This window comes from Allorhodopirellula solitaria, from assembly GCF_007859855.1.
Taxonomy (GTDB): Bacteria; Planctomycetota; Planctomycetia; order Pirellulales; family Pirellulaceae; genus Rhodopirellula; species Rhodopirellula solitaria.
This window is the reverse complement of record NZ_SJPK01000001.1, coordinates 892,404-914,017: the sequence shown is the minus strand read 5'-3', so window position 1 is coordinate 914,017 and position 21,614 is coordinate 892,404. Positions and strand designations below refer to the sequence as shown.

At 58.9% G+C, this 21,614-nt stretch carries 11 protein-coding genes; 1 reads left to right on the top strand and 10 read right to left on the bottom strand.

The features are described 5' to 3' along the window. Positions 1-5 precede the first annotated feature (5 nt). A complete protein-coding gene (locus CA85_RS03480) occupies positions 6-1,514 on the top strand; it encodes a sulfatase family protein (RefSeq protein WP_246112455.1) in 1,509 nt (502 codons plus the stop codon). A gap of 231 nt (positions 1,515-1,745) precedes the next feature. On the opposite strand, the gene CA85_RS03475 is transcribed toward CA85_RS03480, so the two are convergent. The 10 genes from CA85_RS03475 to CA85_RS03430 form a co-directional block, all read right to left on the bottom strand. After that, positions 1,746-6,338, bottom strand: a complete 4,593-nt coding sequence (locus CA85_RS03475; RefSeq protein WP_146389848.1) for an SdrD B-like domain-containing protein — start codon at positions 6,336-6,338, stop codon at positions 1,746-1,748. A 264-nt stretch (positions 6,339-6,602) separates the two neighbouring features. After that, a complete protein-coding gene (locus CA85_RS03470; protein ID WP_246112454.1) occupies positions 6,603-8,306 on the bottom strand; it encodes a BBP7 family outer membrane beta-barrel protein in 1,704 nt (567 codons plus the stop codon). A gap of 310 nt (positions 8,307-8,616) precedes the next feature. After that, a complete protein-coding gene (gene cmk, locus CA85_RS03465; RefSeq protein ID WP_146389847.1) occupies positions 8,617-9,282 on the bottom strand; it encodes a (d)CMP kinase in 666 nt (221 codons plus the stop codon). Positions 9,283-9,294: 12 nt separating this feature from the next. Beyond that, complete coding sequence (locus tag CA85_RS03460) at positions 9,295-11,829, bottom strand: transglutaminase TgpA family protein (RefSeq protein ID WP_146389846.1); 2,535 nt, start codon at positions 11,827-11,829, stop codon at positions 9,295-9,297. Beyond that, positions 11,830-13,077, bottom strand: coding sequence for a DUF58 domain-containing protein (locus tag CA85_RS03455; RefSeq protein ID WP_246112453.1), 1,248 nt, complete (start codon positions 13,075-13,077; stop codon positions 11,830-11,832). 86 nt (positions 13,078-13,163) lie between these two features. Then, entirely contained in the window at positions 13,164-14,108 is a 945-nt protein-coding gene (locus tag CA85_RS03450) for an AAA family ATPase (RefSeq protein ID WP_186774716.1), read from the bottom strand. A 98-nt stretch (positions 14,109-14,206) separates the two neighbouring features. Next, a complete protein-coding gene (gene asnB / locus CA85_RS03445; protein WP_146389845.1) occupies positions 14,207-16,120 on the bottom strand; it encodes an asparagine synthase (glutamine-hydrolyzing) in 1,914 nt (637 codons plus the stop codon). 80 nt (positions 16,121-16,200) lie between these two features. Next, entirely contained in the window at positions 16,201-18,318 is a 2,118-nt protein-coding gene (locus CA85_RS03440) for a site-2 protease family protein (protein WP_146389844.1), read from the bottom strand. A 50-nt stretch (positions 18,319-18,368) separates the two neighbouring features. After that, positions 18,369-19,745: a 1-deoxy-D-xylulose-5-phosphate reductoisomerase gene (locus tag CA85_RS03435; protein WP_146389843.1), complete on the bottom strand. Its 1,377-nt coding sequence runs from the start codon at positions 19,743-19,745 to the stop codon at positions 18,369-18,371. 121 nt (positions 19,746-19,866) lie between these two features. After that, positions 19,867-21,237 carry a Gfo/Idh/MocA family protein gene (locus CA85_RS03430; RefSeq protein WP_146389842.1) on the bottom strand — a complete coding sequence of 457 codons (1,371 nt, stop codon included), beginning with the start codon at positions 21,235-21,237 and terminating at the stop codon, positions 19,867-19,869. Positions 21,238-21,614: the final 377 nt, after the last annotated feature.

The following is a 21,614-nucleotide window of genomic DNA, read 5'->3' as shown; positions in this document are numbered from 1 at the left end:
AACAGTTGACTCGGTTTATAGCGGGCAATGGATGGCACAGGTCTCCACCGAACCGGTTCTTCTATTTTCTATTCCTGTTAGCTGAGGTGACAACGGTGCGTTATCGAACGATTTTCTCTCTCATTCTCGCCATGGTGATGATGGGAACTTCTCGGGGTGAGGAGCCAGTCCAGCCTCCCAACATCATTCTGATGATGGCGGACGATCTCGGTTGGGGCGATCTCAAGAGCTTCCGTCCCGAATCACCTATTCATACACCACACCTCGACGAGATGGCAGCGTCAGGGATCACGTTCGATCGCTTTTATGCGGCGGCACCCGTCTGCAGTCCTACGCGAGGCTCCTGTCTGACCGGTCGTCATCCCTTCCGGTATGGAATCTACTTCGCGAACACTGGGCAGCTGAAAACGGAAGAGTTGACACTTGCCGAACTACTCCAGAAACAGGGGTACAAGACGGGGCATTTCGGCAAGTGGCATCTAGGAACCTTGACCACGACCGAAAAGGATGCCAACCGGGGTGGCCCCAAGAGCACCGAAGTTTACTCGCCGCCATGGGAGAACGGATTTGACACCTGTTTTTCTACGGAATCCAAGGTACCGACCTGGGATCCGATGCGCAAGCCGAAGACGGGACCTACGAAGATAGGGTGGGATTCACTTGGTGCGGACGAGGAGGACGCTCCGTACGGAACCTACTATTGGAACGAGCGAGGTGAAAAGGTCACTGACAATCTCGACGGCGACGATTCGCGCGTGTTGATGGATCGTGCGGTTCCCTTTGTCAAGCAAGCTGCGGGCGAGAAGAAACCGTTCTTCGCGGTGATTTGGTTCCACACACCGCACCTGCCCGTCGTCGCGGGGCCGAAGTACGCGAAGATGTATTCCCAGTACGATCTGCACGAACGGAACTACTATGGCTGCGTGACAGCGATGGACGATCAAATCGGACGGTTGCGCAAGACGTTGGCCGATGCTGGAGTCACGGACAATACCATGCTCTGGTTCTGTTCCGACAATGGTCCCGAAGGCAATGCCAAGAGCCCGGGATCGGCAGGCGACTTTCGGGGCCGTAAACGCTCGCTCTACGAGGGAGGCGTTCGAGTGCCCGGCATCCTGCAATGGCCTTCCCAGGTGAAGCCTGGGCGTGTGACGTCGTTCCCAGCGGTGACGAGCGACTACCTCCCCACGATCCTCGACACTCTCAGTGTTCAATACGCGGGCGCGCGGCCGCTCGACGGTATCTCGCTGCTACCGGTGCTGCAGGGGACGCAGTCCGAGCGAACCGAACCGATCGGTTTTCAATCACGAAACCAAGTCGCTTGGACCACGAATCGATACAAACTCTTCAGTGGCAACGGCGGCAAGACACTGGAACTGTACGATCTGCTGAACGATCCATCGGAACAGAACGACCTGTCTTCCTCCCACCCCGAGATTGTCGCCCGTCTCTGGGACGAGTTCCGCCAGTGGCAGTCATCCTGCCAGGAAAGTGACCAGGGCAGCGACTATTAACAATTGGAACTCGAAACCGATTGAGAGAGCGGGTGTCGAGCGGCGAAACAAAAAACGCCCGGTCTTCCCCCCGAAAGACCGAGCTTCATTGGCAGTGTGGCGATTTGAATCCCGCACACGCTGCAGTCTCCGCGAACACTTCGGGCCCCCCGACCCTGTTTGTCAACGACCGTTAAAAACACCGGCTCCCGTCGATCGTGACAAACGAAGTGTTCGTGAAATATCAGTGCATTAGATGATGCACAGTCGATAGCTCAGGTAAGGTACGAGAGCAAAGTTGTTGTCCGGAGCACTGTTGAGCGATGTTCCATCGAGCGTCACATCGATCGAGTCGCCCAAGTCTTCGGGAGTCGCGTCGGTACCGGCTTGCTCGAGTCCATCGAGGAAGTACTGAGGCATTCCGAGTCGCTGGACGACGTAGTCTCCTTCGACGAGATTGTCGAATTGGAACAGGCCGTTCTCGTCCGTGGTCGTCCTGATCCCCTCCGCGGCGAGATCACCGCCGGTCAACAGGATTTCGATTCCTGCCAGGCCACCGTCCTTCCCGTTCATGATCCCGTTGTTATTGAAGTCCCGGAACACCATCCCAGAGATCTGGTTAGTGGCTTCGTCGATCGAGGTGGTGACCGTCGCAGTATCCGATTTGTCATTATCGGGCTGAGCGGTGCTGGTGGTGACCGTCACGGTATTGACGAGGTCAGCGGTGACACCTTCGTTGATGCGTGCCACGATCGTGAACTGGAACGTGCCTCCCGAGGCCAATGGTGCGTCGTCGAGCGGCGTCACCGTCACGGTTTGGCCATCGGCGGTCAGGGCACCATTGGGCCCGGTACCGCTGACGAAGGTGAGCCCATCGGGCAGCGTGTCGATCACAGACACCGCGTCAGCAGGCGATGGACCATCGTTGAACACGTCGATCGTATAGGTTAGCTCGCTACCTGCTTGAGCGTGCTCAGCGTTGACCGTCTTGGTGACGTAGACATCCGCTTCGGCGGCTTCCGGGGTTACCGTGACCACCGCAGCAGCGTCATTATTGTCCGCTTGAGTGTCACCCGTCGCGGCGACGGATACATCGTTGGTCAGATCGCCCGCCGCGTCGCTATCGGCAGTCGCAACGATGGTGATCGTTCGTGTCGATCCCGGGACGAGATCAAAATCAGGCAATACGATAACACCGTTGGTGGTGCTGGTCGGCGTGACCGCGGTTCCACCGGAAGTCGCCGATTGGAAGGTGAGTCCGTCCGGCAGCGTGTCGGTGACGACGATGCCCTGAGCGATCGATGGGCTGAGCCCGTTGTCCGCCTCGGTGCCGTCATCACTCGTGTCGTGCGAGACGACAATCGTGAACGTCACATCCTCATCAGGGGCAACATCCCCGGTACCATCGACCGACTTGGAGATCGTCAGATCGAACTCGGGCGTGAGTGTGATGGTGACCGAATCGGTGTTGTTGGTCGGGTCGAGGTCTGTCACGCCAGCGGTTTCGACGTCAGCCGTGTTGACCAGATCGGCCGTGGCATCCGCGTTGACATTGGCCGTCACGGTGAAGCTGCGGGTCTCGCCGACGGGGATGGACGCATACTCGATCAGGAGTTCTCGCGTTGTCGTGTTAAACGTAGGTGTTCCGGTAGCATCCGGGGCGTCAATGACGACACCGGTCAACCCCTCTGGGAGCACATCGTTGACATCGACATTCATGGCGTCGGATAGGCTATCGTCATCGTGGCTGACCGTGAACGTGTAGACCACTTGGTCTTGGCCAGGGACGGCGGTCGCGACGTCAGCAGTCTTTTCCAGGATCAGGTCAACGCGTGGATCGGGATCGATTGTCACTGTCGCTGTATTGTTGTCAGCCGCAGCGCCCGTCTCAGGGTCGGTCGACGCGATCGTCGCTTCGTTGGCAATCGGGTCGAATTGATCGCTGCCAACGAACACCTCGAAGGTGAAGGTGCGTGACTCACCGGGGGCGAGGTCCGGCACGGAGAAGGTCAAGTCTTGACCGTCGACGTCGATCGTGGCACCGCTGCTCAGTGCATCGAAGCTATCTGCGACAAGTGTCAATCCGGAATCGAGCGTATCGGTGACCGTCACGCCGCGAGCAGCGGAGGGGCCGTCGTTGGTAGCGATGACTTGGTAGGTCACGTATCCGCCGGCAAACACATCAAAGGGTGCCGTGTCGTCGATAATATCGTCCGCGGAATCGCTATCGTCTCGGATATCGGGTGTGCGGGTCAACGCAACGGACTTGTCCACGGTGACGTCGACATCGCGGGACACGGTTGTGTCATCGCTCGCCGAGGAATCCGAGATGTTATCACCACCGATGATGATGGTATTGCTCAGCAGCGAATCGGGTGCCTCAAAATCGGCATCGATGAGCACCGAGAAGGTCACGATCTCTTCTTCGTCGATCGCCAAGTCGCCAAAGGTAATCCGGAGCTTGCCGTCATCGGCACCGCCATCATCGACGATCTCGACGGTACCGCTGCCGGTTGTGAAGGTTCCTGATCCCTCAACGTAGGTAACACCAGCGGGAAGATCATCCAGGCCGACGACCGCCTCAGCGGCATCGTTGCCCGTGTTCTTCACGCTCACGGTATAAGTCAATTCCTCACCTGCAATTGCGGTATCGGGTGAATCGATACCGTCGGTCTTGGTGATCGACAACTCCACGAGAGGTAAGTCCACTCTCTCGACGGCGATGTTGTTTGCCAAGGGTCCGTCGAGCGGGTCACCAGCATTGCGATCGGCGTCATTGGGATCTGCGTCGACCTCGATTTCAAAGCCACTCACCATGACTTCGTTGGTCGGATCGACCGAGGCACCGGAATCGATGGTGGTGTTGATCGTGTAGGTGGCGCTCTCACCGGAGGCGAGGCTGCCGGGCACTGCGAAGGTCTGCACGGTCAGCCCGTCACCGTTGGTGGATGATGTCGTGGCGATCTCCACCCCATTGCTATCGAGGACGCTGACGAAGGTCAGGCCGGTTGGGATGACGTCGCTGACTTCGATGCCGGTCGCATCAGTGGCTCCGAGGTTCTCCACCGTGACGGTAAACCCTGCCGTTCCGCCGAGCACCAGGTCGCTGCTGCTGTCGATGGTTTTATCGACCCGCAGGTCCGTCGTTGGCACCACGCCAAAATCAACTGTGTTGTTAACGTTGCCGTTACCATCGGGTTCTGCACCGGCGACGAGTGTGATCGCCCCGCTGACGAATCCGAGCCCCTCGACGAACACACCGTCGTTGTCCCCGTCGACGTTGTCATCCGTCACATCGGCGCCACCGTTGCCGGGCGTGTCAATACTGCTGCCGATGTATCCATCGAGTGGACCGGAGGAGTCAAACTGCGTGCTCGGGATAACAACGTAGTAGGTCCCCGGTTCGAGGTCATCGCCGCCAATGATGGTGCTGAAGTCGTACGAACCGGTGGAATCAACCGTCGTCGTGCCAACAGGAGTCACTGACCCTGCGGTGGGATCGGTGTCGTACAGATCGACTTGGATCAAATCGCCGGCGGAAGCTTCGAAGAGTCCCTCATCAGTATCTTGAAGACCATTGTCCTGATCCGGTTTGGTGACTCCGTTACCGTTGTCGACAAAGATTTGACCTCCGACAACCATGGACGCTGTGGAGATAGTCGCTGCCGCGTCGACGGTATATTCGTTGGATCGCTGAGACTCAAGAACGGAGACTTCCACATCCAGGTTTGGAGCTCCCACCCCATCGTTGGCGTTGACACTATCAACGATCGCCTCGATCGCACCCACCTTGGTGAAATCCATTGCTCCGGTAGCCGTGAAGTCGGCGAACGGGATGAATAGATACTGCAGGTCATTGGCAGTCAGGTCTTGGGTGTAGGTTGCCGAGTTTCCGTCGACATCATAGACCTTCACGATGAAACCATCGGTCGTATCCTGGTCCGCTTTGACGGCGATTGCCAATCCGGATTCGCTATCACCGCCGGTCATGTCGACGCCATCGACACCGAAGCCTTGCACATCGAGGTCCAACTGGTCGTCGCTGGTGTCGTCGCTGTCAACTCCATCGTACTGCACGAGTACGGTCGACGTGACATTCCCATTCTGAATGGTGAAGAAAGGATTCGATGGCGTCGTATCGACTCGAAAGATACTGCTATCGCCGGTACTCGTGACCACGTTGATTTGCACGTCGCGTTCATCGCCGAGCACACCACCATTGGAATTCAGTGCCCCCGATTGACTGAATGTCACTTCACCAGCGGTATCTTCGCCGATGGGTTGGCCGGGTTGAGCAAACTGGAAGTTGTCGATGTTTTGGGCCGTTTCTCCAGTGTCATCGGTGATCTGGACTCCCTGGTCGACGGGCAGCAGGACATCCGAGATTGGATTGCCGTCCGCATCCTCAACACCTCCCGCACCGGGGCCGAACGTGAGCACGTAGAATCCATCATCAGTTTGAGCGATCGGTGATGGTGGAGTATCGGTATCGTCGCCGTCGAGCTGCGTGAACCGGTACGTGCCGTCGTCCCCAGTCGTGGCGGTCCCCACCAGGGTTTCGCCTGGATCGAACTCGCCGTTCTGCGTGACGTCATCGAGGTACAGGTTGACCTCCACGTTCTTCAGCACGGCTTCGCCGACGTCATAGGTCTGATTGTCGTTGGCGTCAATGAACGCGGTGCCGCTGATCGCTCCGAGATCACTCGCGAAAAGCTCTCGTTTTTGCAGCGTTTCCAGGCTCAATCGGCGGGCGTTGTTGCCGCGGCGATCCGAGATTCGCTTGCGTTGACGGGAGACGCGGGTGGGTTGACCAGTCAAACGGTCGATCATGCGTTGAAAAATCATCGGTTCACTACCTTCGAGCATTCAGTGTGTGATTCGGGGGCATCACGCTGTGGGCGTGGTACCGGCGGCAGGTGCCAAGTGGGGGTTGGAAAGTCAGAACCGGCGATTCCGCCCGCTCCTTGGATGCTTCTCACAGCGATTTGGTTGCAGATGGGTGCCTAAAAACTAATCGGCAGTTCTGCGATTGTCGCAACAGCCGTCAGATTCGTTACCGACCGGGTCAGCCTAATCCGCACGTCTTCCCGCCAGGACAGTGACGAGTGGTTACCACCGGTAGTTGAGGCCGAAGTTGAGACCTTGAGCCCAATAGTCGGTATTGTCAAAAGCGAAGCGAGGGAACATACCCGTTGGGGTGGGGGCATTCGCATTGGGGACTTGGGACTGGTCGATGATCCGCTCGATCTGGTCACCGGGACGGACCACGTTGGACATATAGAGGAACGTGTATCCGAACGTTGCCCGGAGGTGGTCAGTCAGTTGGTAACCCATTTTTGCATTGAACTCCGGCAGTACCGCGAATTCATTGCGTTCGTAGTTCCCGATGTTGGAGTTCAAAGCAAGCAACCCACCGTTGAGAGCTGGGCTGGTGCCGTTGATAACGGTCGAGCCAGCGATTTGGACGCTCTGCTTGATGTTGCCCACCCCGAGCTGGATTCCCAAGTCGAAGTTCCAGTAGCCGATCGAGCGGCTGTGGTGCCAACCGAAGTCGATTCCGTTGAATTGGTTACGTGTCCGGAAGGATTCCTGCAACGCGAAGGTCAGTGGTCCATCGCCAGGGCCCGCACCGGCAACCATCACGTTGCTATCGATCGCAATTCCTTCGTCGAGTTCGACGCTGCGGAAACCCAAACGGTGTTCTGAACGTGAACACCAACGTGTTGGGCACGAACAGGGGCCGGCATGCGTGCAGCCTTGTTCAGCGATTCGGAAATGTCGGAGGTAAATATTCCATCCCGATAGTTGGCTGTCGACGTCAATGTTCAGCGTTCCGGTGTGGTCGACCTGGGAGTAATTGACCAGGGCCACGGCTTCGCTGAGTTCGTCCATATTGGGATCCGAGCTCGGCAGTACGGTGATGATGGGGCGAACCAAGGGGTCGTTCTGGGATCCACCTGCGAAGCTGCTTGTGCTGCGATCCAATCCGAACCCACCGGCTCCGATACCCCAGGTATGACATTCGTCAAACCAGAAGCCGAAGTCGATTCGGCCGCCGTTGAGGTTGTCCGTGATCACATCATTGCCGCCATAGAGAATGCTGCCGTTGGCCAGTGGATCGCGGCTGGACAGGCGACCGGTCGATGCCAGCGGCGGGAGGCTCATGCCATCCTGCCACCACATCAAGTACTCCGCTGAGAACCAACCGTCTTGAGGCCAGCACAATGTGAGGCAGGGCCGTACCGAGTCGCAGTCGCGGTACTCGCCACACATCGGGTCACCGTTGGAGCAGCTTCCGCTCGTGCAGCCCATCCCGTCACAGCCACCCATGGACGCGCCGCAGGCACCGTCGCAGCCCATGTCGTCGCAACCGTAGCTGCCGCCCATGGAAACCGGACCGCCGTGATACTGTTGCATTGGCTCGAGCATCACTTGGCCATCCATCGGCACACTGTCGTCCATCAAAATGGGCTCGGACAGTACGGAGCTGGCAGCGTGAGCGTGCGAGACCGGACGCAGCTGGCCCGCTTGGGGCTGAGCCGTTTGGCTCTGTGAACGCTGGGCTGGTTGGTGAGTGGATGACGCAGCCGCCTGATGATCCACCAAGCGGATCTGTCCACTGGCGTCGGATGGTTCAGCAGCACCACGGGACAGGTCTCGGACGGGCTGCCAGGCAGCTCGAGCGGACTGTTCGATTCCGTTCACCGGGGGCGAACCCGATTGGGCAAATGCGGGAGTGCTCAGACAAGCGGTGGCCGTCGCGGCGGCCACGGCGAGCAAGATTCGGCGTGTGTTGTTCAGACGTTGCGACACTTTTGTCACCCATCAAATGAGAAGTCGGGGGGGAGGCAGTGGGTGAATCGCGACGCCGCGTCAGTGCCTGACTGAGAAAAGCAGACACCTGTCGGTCGAGAATCACCGGCTCACCAGCGATATCGTCAAGTTGTCGGGCAACAGTGAAACCAAAATCCGCAAAATCAGAAAAATCCGCAAATTCCCGCTAACCGTCAAAGTCTACCGGGCCATTCGCACTCCCCCTCAAGCGTGACCGACTGTCTCGCGGCGGAACCCAGCTGGCACTGCCGAGGCGCCCGCGGCTGTTCGCGGGCGTGAAACTGCTCAACTACGGTTTTGCCTGCTTTTCCAGACAGGACTGGACCGCTAGCAGGACAGCCTGTTTGACTTGCTCGGGCCCCATCGCATCGGTCTGAATGACGATCGCATCGGGGGCGGCTCGGAGTCGGCCGACGGGGCGCATGCGATCTTCCAAGTCTCGTTGGTTTTGCGCCATCAGCACTTCTTCGAAGGACACCTGGCGTCCCGATGCCTGCAATTGGGACTGGCGGCGACGGGCCCGCTCCTCGGGCGATGCTGTCAAGAAAACCTTGCAATGCGCGTCGGGAAAGACTTCGGTGCCTTGATCGCGTCCCTCGGTGACGAGATCACGTCCTTGGGCAATTCGTCGTTGTTGTCGCATCAAGCAGTTGCGAATTTCCGGTGGATCGGCGATGTAGCGAATATTCGACGTCACCTGGGGCGTGCGTATCTCGACCGAAATATCATTGTCGTCCAAGTCAATGCGGTCGTCGCACCAGGTCAAATGGGCCGCTTCGGCGAACTCGACGAGGGTGCCGACGTCGTTCAGGTCGATCCCTTTTTGCATGGCTCCATAAGTGATCGCCCGATACATCGCACCGGTATCGAGGAAGGAATAATCCAATTCCGCAGCGACATCGCGGGCGATGCTGCTTTTTCCTGCCCCCGCCGGGCCGTCAATTGTCACTATCATGCCCATGCGTCGCTATTCCTTGGAGAGATCCGGTGTCGCTGGTGTTGCGGATTCGGTCGCTTGTTGAAGTTCATGGCGCAGTCGCGCCAAGGTTTGTTCGATGGCTTGATCATTCGGTGCCGGCACCTCCGGATCGCGGGCAGAGCCACTGCCATATCGCAGCCGGTAGAACCACTGGGTCAACACAGCGGTTGGGGTGCGGATGCGTTGATCGGGGAGGCTCGCCGTTAATTCAGCAGGCGTTTGGCCGGAGGAGCGAGCGTAACCGGCCCCTTCGAGTAACTCGAGTGCTTCCGAATAGAACGCGATACTCGGCCGCGCAACTTGCCCCGATTCCGACTCTCGGCGGCGGCGAAACATTTCGGGGAACTGTCGTTTCAGGAAACTCAACGCCATCAGGCCAAGGATCACTGCCGCACCTGCGGCGAGAGCGTACAACGTCCTTCTCCGACCAGGTAACTGGATGTCGTCGGAGTTAAGACGGAGCGCCAGCCGTTTGATGCGTTCGATCCAGGTTCGGTAGGAATTCGACACCGGCGTCAATCCGGGCGTCGTTTGGAACGAGGAACTCTGTCGCTGCGGGTCCATTTCGATGACGAAATCATTCCAGAAATCCTGGGCGAGCTCGGCGATCCTCCTGCGACTGCCGACCGAGACAGCGTCGGATTCGGGGACACCGCCACCGCCTGGTGTGGGATCGAGTCGCAGCCAGTATCGGCGAGAGGAGGGTTGGCCATAGAGATTCTCCGAGAGTGGAATATCATCGCGGTCAATCAGAGCTTCCACCCAGGCATGGGCGTGGCTTTGGCGAACGACAAAGTATTGACCGAGCTTATTGAATTCACTGCAGTGATAGCCCACGACCAGCCGTGCCGGGATACCCTGACTACGAAGCATCATGGCCAGTGCCGAAGCGAAGTATTGGCAATGGCCTCGTCGGTTGATGCTGAGGAATTGTTCGAGCGGGTCGACACCGGGCAGCATTTCAGCGTTCAAATTCAGGGTGTAGGAGTACCTCGGATCCTGCGAGAGATGCTGTTCGAGCCGCGTGGCAATCTCAACGGGGCTGCGTTTGCTCGGCGACATCTGGGCGACTATTTCATCGGCGAGAACACCGGCAGTGGGGACGGCGTCGACGGGATAATGCCGTAGCGAGTTGAGATAGGAATGTTGCCTGGTCGTCAGTTCGTACCCAGTAGGTGGCACGTTGGGACTGCGAAGATCGCGATCGAGTGGCTCGAGCGAGAGATCGTGCACCCAGCGGTTCTGCTTGCCATTGTGGAAGCCGTGTGTGCCGAACCGATAATCGATGCGTTCAAATCGTGTGACGTCGCCACCGGTTTTACGAAGGTCCCGGGTAATGGTCCATTGGGCAGGACGCTGAGTCACCGACTCGCTGCCGATAATGCGGTGGAAGGGAGCTAACGCGAATAACGCCGACGAACGCATCGCTTCACAGCGAACGTCCACGTGAACGCGACCGTAAAAATTGAAATCACTTTCTCGGGAAGGAATGAACCGGGCCGGGAGTGGCTCGGGTTGATCACTGACCATCGAAGAGCGATTTTGCCACGTCCCGCCACCCCGTTGGTCGCGTGTCTCGCTAACGTATTGCTCCAATGCGCGGCCACGAAGATAGATTCCCTCAGTCATCGCATACGGTTTTTCCTCGACCGGATCGTGCAATTTGACGCGGAGAGCACGTTCTTGGCTCATCTGCATCCTGCCAATTTCACCCAACTGGACCGTATCGCTGTACCCCACCATGGCAGTGGCAGCAACACCACGCTGTGCTTCCACACGTCGGGGGAGCGCGAAGAAGATGACGGCCGCGATGGCGGTCACGGCTGGCAGCAACAGAATCAGGCTGGTCCAGGAAAGGCCGAAGGAGACACGGTAAAAGGACCCCGCGGCGGCTCGATTGTCGTAGTGGAGGATTCCCTGCGAAGGCAAACCCGAGTCGTCGCGACCGAACTCCCGGGCACGAGTCACCGCTTCGTCTGCCGACAGGAGTGCCAGTGCCACGGCGGCGGTGACAGTCAATGGAAAGAACCAAATTGCGTAGCTAAACGCATCGTTGTACACCGCCGCAACGATGCAGTTGAGCAACGCGAAAATCAGCAATTGCTCAAAAACACGGTGCGACTTTTCCTGGAGCATCAAGATGGCTTGAGCGACCGCGAGGAGCTGGGCCACAGCAGCCATCTTCGGCGCCAACACATAGGAATCTTGCGCAAAATCGACGATGCAGACCACCGCGGTCAATGCCATCGCAACGTAAGCGATCAACGGCGGGAGCGAAAAAAGCTTCAACCAATCCACGCAGAGAAACCCAACGATCGCAAAGAACACGACGATCACTGAGAGTTCCCCGGTTTCGGCTCCCGTGCCGATTAGCATCCCACCGAAGGAGGTGAGGAGTGCAAAGGCGAACTGGGTTCGCAGCCGCAAAGGTGTCGCGGCGCCGTCGCCCACCTGCGCCGCAGATAGGACATCGCTCTTCTGCGAAGGGGATGCTACGTCGGCGAGATCGTTGTGTGGACTCATTCAGTCGTCCCCCAATGTGAACCAATCGTGTTGCTCTCGATTGGAGATATCGATCCAGTTGACTTGGCTGCGCGTATTCCAGTGCCGCAGCGTCGCGGCGGTAACCTCATCGGCGGCGACCGCATCGCTCTGAGACCGCGGGCTGATGACCACAAGATCCGGCATCCGCTCGGCTGCAGAGGCCGCCCGCGTGAGCGCTTCGCTCATGGCGACATCGGGACACGCTACGACGTTCGCGAGACATTGTAGCATGCGTTTGCGGGCGATCACGGAAGGACCGCCCCGGACAATATCGAGCTCCTCGCCCGCTACCACCAAAAGGACACGGTTTTCACCGCCCTCGGTGAGATCCATGGCGATAGTCGCTGCTAAACTGATCGCGGTTTCGACCGTTTCGTCAACCGTTGGTTGGGGCGCGGTGGCCTCGCTCGGGCCAGCACTGGAAAACCGATCCGACCAAGCATCGACGAGCAGACATAAATCGAACCGCTGCTGCTGCTCGAACTGCCGCACGGCCGGTTCGACGAGCCGCGCGGTCGTGCGCCAGTGGATGTGACGCGGGCTGTCCCCGTGGCGATACTCGCGCAGCCCAAAGAACTCGTCGTCGGCGTGACCGTGGCGATGGACCGCCGCCGATAGACTTCCGACCTTGCTCGGCAAGATTCGGTCCCATGACCGCGACAAGCGTAGCAGACGCGGGTAGACGTCCACAAAATCCGACGAGCCATCAAGCTCACGCGATGCCGTCGACAACGCCAAGGGGGCGGTTGTCGAAATCAACCAATGATTCCAGCGATAGCGACCTCGGTGCGCGGTGGTGATGTCGAAGTAGGCGCTCGTGGATCGGCCCGGCATCAACAACCCCACGCCAGTCATTGTGCGTTGGAGCACTCCCGTTGGTCTCGAGGTGCGGTGATGCGTGCTGTTGGCGACTTCGGTGCGCTGCAAAGTATCCTCCAACTGAATCAACCAGACCGGCATCAACCGGTGAGAGTTGTGCAGTTGATAGCGAATTCGCATCGGCTTGCCCGCAAACCCTTCGGGCGGCATCCGGCGATCGACGCGCAGTCCTTCGATCATCATCAAGCTGATCCGCCACTGCACGAACAGGGCGCCGAGCGTGACGGCGGCAACAACGACGAGCAAATTCAGCCCTTTCAGGGAGCCGCCGAGAAGACCGAAGGCCCCTATCAACATCACCTGGACTCCCAGACGCGTCAGGCGATGGCGGGTGCTGCGTCGATCCATAATTTGCTTTCCCCGGACGGCCCAAGCCGCCTGGTGACACGTGAGGGAATAGTTTTATTTATCACGCGTCATTGCCGCGCTACTGCTTATACCGGCACAGGAATGGATTCGATCAAATCCGCCAACTGTTGCTCGATTACCGAGCGGCTGCCGCCTTGGAAAATCCCTTCCGGTAGAACTCGGTGGGCGAGGGTGGGCACGGCGAGCTTCTTGAGATCGTCGGGCACCACATAATCGCGTCCTCGGAGCACTGCGAGTGCTTGGCAACCACGGTAGAAGCTGAGGGCGCCTCGTGTGCTCACGCCCACCTGGAAACCTTCGTGACGCCGCGTTGCCTCGACGATATCGAGTAGGTAAGCCGTCAGAGAATCATCAAACCGAACCTCGCCGACGGCTTGCTGGGCTGCCGTGATGTCATCGGCCGACAGCACGCTCTCAAGTTTGTCGACAGGCTCGCCGCTTTGGTGTGACTGCAGAACCATGCGTTCCATCTCACGAGCGGGATAGCCCACTGAAGTTCGGAGCAAGAAGCGATCCAATTGACTTTCAGGCAGCATGTACGTGCCCTGGTACTCGAATGGGTTCTGCGTGGCGATGACAATGAACGGTTCAGGCAGTCGGTGCGTGACCCCATCGACGCTGACTTGACCTTCGCTCATCGCTTCGAGCAGCGCCGATTGGGTTCGCGGCGGTGCGCGGTTGATCTCATCAGCCAGGATCACGTTGGCGAAAATGGGACCAGGCGAGAAATCAAATTCACCGGTCGCCGAGCGATAGATCATGCTGCCGGTGATGTCACTGGGCAACAAATCCGGGGTGAACTGCAACCGCGTGAATTTGGCGTTCAGGCTGTTCGCTAACGCCTTCGCGGCGAGCGTCTTGCCGACTCCCGGGACATCCTCGAGCAGGACATGCTCTCCAGCCATCGTGGCAACGATCAATAAGTCAATCAAATCATCTTTGCCAAGGACTACCTTCGCGATATTGTCGCGGAGCAGTTGGCAGGTTTCGAATGCGCTGCGTGGAGCCATAAGAAGGATCGATTCGGGAGGCGACGAGAGGTGGACCAAGGCAGCGACGAAGCTACGAGAGCCCTATGCTAATGGGTTCTGCCTCATGAATCCATCGGTCAGACCTCGTTTGACTGCCGCAGCCATGTCTCCAGTATCAGCAGATTCCATAGCCGATAGCCATGATTCTGTTCGCCCGATTGGTGGGCCGTGACGAGCGAAGAGACAGCTTCCGGGCGGAAGAAGCGGTGAATGGCGGCGTCAGGCGCTAGCATCGTGTCGTTGACCAACGACCGAAATTCGTTGCGAAACCAGCTGCCAATCGGAATGCCAAACCCCATCTTCGGACGTGTGAAGATCGATGCGGGAATGCGATCACCGAAGGCGTCACGCAGCAATAGCTTTCCGCGACGGCCGCGGAATTTATATCGGACCGGCAACGACGCCGCAAACTCAACCACGCGATGGTCTAGCATCGGTTGTCGCACCTCGAGCCCGTGAGCCATTGAGGCGATGTCCACTTTCGTCATCAGATCACAAGGCAAATACGAGAGCACGTCGGCCGTCGATGCTCGGGTGACGAGATCTCGACCCTCGCTGCGGGACCAAGCCGATTCCAGGAAAGCGATAGGATCCTCATCGGGGAGCTCTGCGACGAAGTCGTCTGTGTACAGCGATGCTCTCAGTGACTCAGGGAATATCTGCAACCAATTGAGATAACGCCGGACGGCGGGCTGCTCGATCGCCTCCAGGAAACGTTTGCCTCGGCGGATCAAGCTGCGACGTCGGTTCGAATCCGGCAGACGCTGAATCAGTCCCAATCCAGGCGTGCGGTGGACCGGAAACAAGCGTTGGATCTTTTGGCTCAGCCACAAGGCCCGGTATCGGTCGTAGCCAGCAAACAGTTCATCCCCGCCGTCGCCCGATAAGGCCACGGTTACACTCTGGCGTGTTAACTGCGAGAGGTACCAAGTCGGCACGGCAGACGAGTCACCAAATGGCTCGTCGTAGTGCCAAACCAAACGATCGAGAATGTCGATCGCGTCGGGCGTCACCTCAAACCGGGTGTGATCGGTCTGCAAATGCGAGGCAACCTCAGCCGCGTAGGCAGTCTCGTCAAAATCAGCGATCGGAAACCCGATGCTGAACGTTCGCAGTGGCGTTGCGGTATGGTCTCCGGCGAGCGCGGTGATCAACGAGGAATCGATTCCGCCGGAGAGGAACGACCCCAGCGGCACGTCGCTCCGCATTCGCAGTCGTACCGAATCACTGAGCAACTCCTGCAGACGAGACGTCGCATCGGCGTGCGAGAGGGCGATCTCCTGCGAGGGGTCGTAGTCCCAATACCGCTCAACGCGAAACCCCTGGTTATCCAGAACTGCAAAATGCCCCGGCGGCAATTTATGCACGCCCTTCCAAATCGTGCCCGGGTGCGGGATGTATTGATAGGTAAGGAACTGATCAATCGCAGCCGGATCGATCTGCTCGCACACCCCGGGCACTAACGCCAGCGACTTCAGTTCGCTACCGAACACCAAACGCTCGTTCTTCCAGGAATAGTAGAGCGGCTTTTGGCCAATGCGGTCGCGGGCGAGTACCAGCCGGTTCTTACGCGCATCCCAAATGGCGACTGCGAACATCCCATTGAGGTGTGAGAAACAGTCAGTGCCGAGATCTTCGTAGAGGTGTAGAATCGACTCCCCATCGCCCTCGGTGGCAAACCGGTGACCGGTGCCTTGGAGTCGCTGCCGGAGGTCGCGGTAGTTGTAGACCTCCCCGTTGAAGACCATTTGCACGCGGCCGTCTTCATTGCCCATCGGTTGCCGAGAACCCTCGACATCGATGATCGATAGCCGGCGAAAACCGAGCGCCACGCCCATCGGGTTGCCCTGTCCATCGCGATGTTCGCGATCGGACCACACCTGTGAATCGTTTGGGCCGCGATGCGAAATCACGTCGGTCATCCGCGAGATCAACGCGTCATCGACGCATTGGTTATCGCGAAGCCAAACCGAACCGGTAATTCCACACATACGGGCTACGAAATCTTGGAATGAATAGAATTAAAATACGGAGGCCGGGCCCCGCCAATTCGAGCGTCCCGGTGGGACCGCTAGAGGTGCAGAATATCATTGGCAAATACGAAGATCATCAGCGCGAGCAGAGCCAGCACGCCTGCGAATGTCAGCCGCATCTCGAGTGCCTCGTCAAGTTTCTTGCCGCGGATGGCCTCGGCGATCAAGAACATCATGTGCCCGCCGTCGAGGGCAGGGATGGGCAGGAAGTTCAAGATCGCTAGGTTCATGCTAAGCATGGTCAGGAAGAGTAGCTGAGCGGAGATGCCGCGTTTCGCTTCGTGGCTGGCCATCTGCGCGATGCGGATCGGGCCGCCCAAGAACTTTGGCTGAACCTTGCCCGTTACCAGCATGCCGAGAAAGCGGCCGACTTGAGCGAGCCCACGGCCGGCTTCGCGAACGCCGAGCGAAATGGCATTGCCGAAGGAGTCGGCTGTTTGGATCCGTGAGACTTCGGCAAAGTTCAGGCCTCGCTCATACCAATCCCGATCCGAATTGCGAACTTTCAAGCTGGACTCGATCACCGAACCTTCCGGGGGGCGAGTGGCTTTGACGAGCACCTCGGTACCAATGGGGAGGATCTGCACCGTCTCCATCAACGCGCCCAGCGGCATCGCAGCACCGATCTCCCATCCCTCTTGCAGCTTTTCGATGGCCTGCTCACCGAGGGTTTCGCTGAGCGCAGTCTTGGCCTTTTCGTCAGCAAAGCGGATTTGAACTTCCTTCACCACGTCACCGACCTGCAGCTCACTATCGGACGCCGTGACCCGGCCAACCGTAGCGGTGGCATGGTAGGCAAAACCGAGCGGCGTGCTGGCTGTGGTCTTGCCGAGCTGCGAGATCGGAGGATAGGTCTGCATCGTCTCCGCGGGGGTGATCGAGAGCGTCTGCGTTTCGGCGGATTCGCCGCTGCCGCGACGGACGACGACCTCTACGCTCTCGCCAGTCGGCCATGACTGCAGCAACAAGGCATACGCGTCGATCTCCTCATCACCGTTGACGGAGACGATTTGATCACCCACCTGCATCCCTGCCTTTTCAGCGGAACCGCCCGCGACCAGGGCCGTGATCTTGCCGATTCCAAAACGCACACCGAAATCTTTTTCTTTTTGGGGCGCCAGCGTCACGTTGTGTTTTTTTCCGTCGGCGCGAACGAGTGTCAAATCGATCGGCGTCGACGGCGAACTGTAAATTTCATTGAGCAGCGGCGCGATCGGCATCGGCGACTCGGCATCAAGAGTTTGCCCATTCCATGCAACCACGTTGGCCGCTGCATCTTCGTCGCTCAAAACGCTCGCGGCGGAAGTGCCTGGGATCGCAAAGAGTTTCGTTGTCAGCTGGGGGCTTTTGGGACCGTAGATCCCGATCATCCGCAGGCTCGGCTCGAGCGGATGCGGTTGGGGCGTGAGAGCATACTCGCGCGAATCGTCCCCATAAGCCACATGGATATCGACGGGTTGGTCGGGGTGGTCCATGCCGCCGAGCATGATCTCTTGCTGCATCTTGCTAAAATGCATCCGCGGGTCGTCCTCGTCACCGGCGACCGAGATAACTGTCCCGCCGGGTTGGACACCAGCGGCCCATGCGGCACCGCCGGGCGTCACGCCGCCGACCATCGCGGGCGTGTACGGGACCCCATAAAAATAAGCCACCGCGGCGAACAGAACGCCCGTGATCACGTTCATGACCACGCCTGCGCTGATGATCACCATCCGCTGCCACACGGTTTTCGCGGGATAGGAGCGAGGGTCGAGCTTGGCGGGTTCCCCGTCATCGCCCCCCTCGCGGATACGCGCAGCCTCCTCCTCGGCTTTTCGTGGATCATCGTCTTGGCCGAGCATTTTCACGTACCCGCCTAAAGGAATGATTCCAATCCCGTACTCGGTCTCACCGTAGGTGAACTTTCCAAGCGTGCGGGGGAATTTGATCGGCCCGATCTGCAGCGGCACATCGAAGCCAACGTAAAACTTCTCGCATTTCACACCGAACAGCTTCGCAGCCAAAAAATGTCCCAGTTCGTGAACAAAAATCACCAAACCGATGCCTATGAGAACCTTGGCCCACAACCAGGTTCCGCTCAACAGAGAAGCGAAAAAACCGGGGTCGTCGGTCGCTGCTAAGAGCGAGGCGACAAAAGTGCAGTCAAACAGAGACATGAATTTAGATGATTTGGAGCAAGCGAGAGGAAGGCAAATACGGACTACGGTTACGCAAGCTGAATGGTTTCAGCGATTTTCTCCGCCCGCCGACGCGACCATTCGTCCAGTTCCAACAGGCGTTGGAGCGTTGGCGAGGACTCGTGGTGGTGGTCGTCGAGCGTTTGTTTGCACAAGCGAGCGATGTCAGTAAAGCGAATTTTGCCGTTGAGGAATAGAGGAACCGCGACCTCGTTGGCGCCATTGAGCACCACGCCAGCGGTCCCGCCCGCCCGAGCCACCTCAAAACCGAGCTCCAGAGCCGGGAATCGCTCAGGATCAGCAGGCATCAGACTCATCTCCCAGCTCCGACCGCGATCGAGCGGCGGGGCGGGGCAAGGGAGGCGGTGCGGATAGGTCAACGCGTACTGGATCGGCAAACGCATGTCCGGCGGACTGAGCTGGGCGATCACACTGCCGTCCTCGAACTCGACGAGTGAATGGATGATCGACTGCGGGTGAATCATCACCTCGATCCGATCGGCGGGGACGTCGAAGAGCCATTTCGCTTCGATGACCTCGAGCGATTTGTTCATCATCGTGGCGGAGTCGATGGTGATTTTCTGCCCCATGTCCCAGGTGGGGTGATTCAGAGCGGCCGCGGGCGTTGCGTTCTGCATCGCCTCGGTGGACCAATCGCGAAAGGGGCCGCCACTGGCCGTCAAAATTAACCGGCGAACTCCCGGTAGGTGCCCCGGGGCGTCGTCGTTGTCCTGCCGAGAGGCCCCCGAATCGACCGCGTCTTGCCCGTCCCCTTGCTCTGGCCCTTGCCCCGACTCTGGCCCTTGCCCCGGCCCTTGTCCTTCCCCCGGCCCTTGTCCGGCCGTAGCAGTGGCAGGGGCCGAGCGCGCGTGCAGGCATCGGGCTTCGGCGAGGCACTGGTAGATCGCCGAGTGCTCACTATCGATCGGCAACAGTTCGGCGCCGCTGCGAGCCGCTGCGGCAGTGACAACGGGACCGGCGATGACGAGAGTTTCCTTGTTCGCCAAGCCGACTCGTTTGCCGGCCTGAACGGCCGCCAAAGTGGATTCGAGCCCCGCGCGGCCAACGATCCCTGCCACCACCGTGTCGACGGCCTCGTCGGTCGCAGCGCGGACGAGCGCGTCCTCGCCCAGGTCGAGCCGGCATGTTTGCTGCAGGTCCCGCTTCTTGATCGCGTCCCGAGCTCGTTCGCCTGCTGCCGGGTCGGAGACGACGATCGTTTCAGGCGGCGGTTGGCAGGAGTGCGCAGCGGCGACGAGTTCGTCGATGCGGCTGTGCCCCGACATTGCGCACACCCGCCAATCGGCGGCGGGTGAATGTCGGGCGAGCTGAGCGACGACATCGAGCGTGGCCGCACCGATGCTACCGGTCGCACCGAGAATCGCGATCCGGCGTCCGTCCTGCATATTTCTGCTTTCCTTCGTTCCTAACGAAATCGTGAATGGGAACGTATGATGCACGAGCAGGACGAAAACGACAATCCGGAGCGTTCCACGGGCCGCCACAGTGTCTCGACGACGTCAGGACCTACATGTTGATCTCGTAGCCTTTGCGGCTCTCGCGGGAGAGGAAGCTGTTGGCTTGTTCGTCATCGACGATCTCTCGCTGGGTGGGATCCCATTTCAGTTCGCGTCCAAGGCGGATGGCGATGTTCGCCAAGTGGCAGGTTTCGAGCATTCGGTTGTGCGACCAAACGTCGGAGATTGGCTGATCACGTGTTCCCATCGCGGCGATGAAGTTGGCCGTATGGTTTTCACTGACAGGGCCGCCGTAGACATCTTCCACGGCGCCTTCGGGCAACGGGTTGCTTTCCAGGTCCTCGACGGGTTTGCCGGCGAGTTTGCCGCGATTGACGAAGAATCGCCCCTTCGTTCCGTCGAACAGAATGCCGTTGTCTCCCTCGCTGGTGATGACCATCGGGATGTCACCAGGCATGTTGGCGTGGATTTCGAACTTGGTCGGCGTATTGTATTGATTCTCGACCGTCGAATATCCGTTCTCGTAGTCGACCGGCAGCGAATAGCTGACCGGCGTGATCTTATTCGGGCCTGTATCGGCCGCGCCCAATGCCCAGGTCGCAATGTCAACGTGGTGGGCACCCCAATCGTTCATCTGACCGCCGGAGTATTCGTACCAATTTCGCCACGCGTAATGGCAGTTGGTATACCGCGGCACACCACCACCATAGCCCTTACGCATCTCGGGTAGCGCTCGGTAGTCCACCTTCGGTGCCGGGCCGAGCCAGGAGTCCCAGTTGAGGCCCTCGGGAACATCGACGGCCGGGATCACAGGGGATCCGGTGGCGCCGTTGATTCCACAGGTCACCTTGCGAATCACGCCGATCCTGCCGTCTCGGATCAGTGCAATTGCTTTAAGGAACCGCTGGTTGTTCTCGGTTCGCTGCATCGTTCCCACCTGGAACACACGCCCCGTTTGTTTGACGATCTTTTCGATCAACTTGCCTTCGTCAATGGTCAGCGTCAGCGGCTTTTCGCAGTACACATCTTTGCCCGCCAGCATCGCTTCGACGGAGATTTTGGTGTGCCAGTGGTCCGGCGCCGCGATCATGACGGCATCGATGTCGTCGCGATCGAGAACCTTGCGGTAGTCCTCGTACCCATCCGCTTTTTTGCCGGTCTTCTTCTCCAGTTTGGCGTTCGTCGCTCCCAACACATTGGCATCGACATCGGCAAAGGCGGCGAAGTCAGCGAACTTGGTCGACTTATTGGTGATCGTCCAGCCCTGGTTTCGCAGTCCGATGGTGGCAAAGACGGGCCGCTCGTTGGGTGATTGGGCCGCGCCAGCCGGGCCTCCCCATGACGACAGCATCGCGACGCCTCCCAATCCCGTGGCGGCTTGCAGAAAATGGCGACGATCCAACGGGCGAGGGACGGGCATCGGGAAATTCCTCAAAATAGAAAGTAAGATATTTCGGCAACGGGGACCGCTACGGGGGCGATCACGCACGATCGGTAAGAATGATCACCGATCGCGAGAAATGCAAGCACACCCGCTCGACGACCCGCCAGTGCGACCCCGAGGAGACGGCGAAATCGGTCTTGGGGCTGGCCCGGATCCGTCCCTTTGGAGCAGAACAACAGTCAATTTTTGGTTCATCCGACGGAAGCGTGCGCAGAGCACAGCGGAAGGTTTTTTGAGGCATGCCTTGAAAACCTCGGGCGCACGCTTCCGTCGGATGAGCCCAATTTTTCCGCTGTTGCATCAGCAGCGCATGAGAAACGGCTACGATGGACAGCCAATTTCGACGCCCAGAC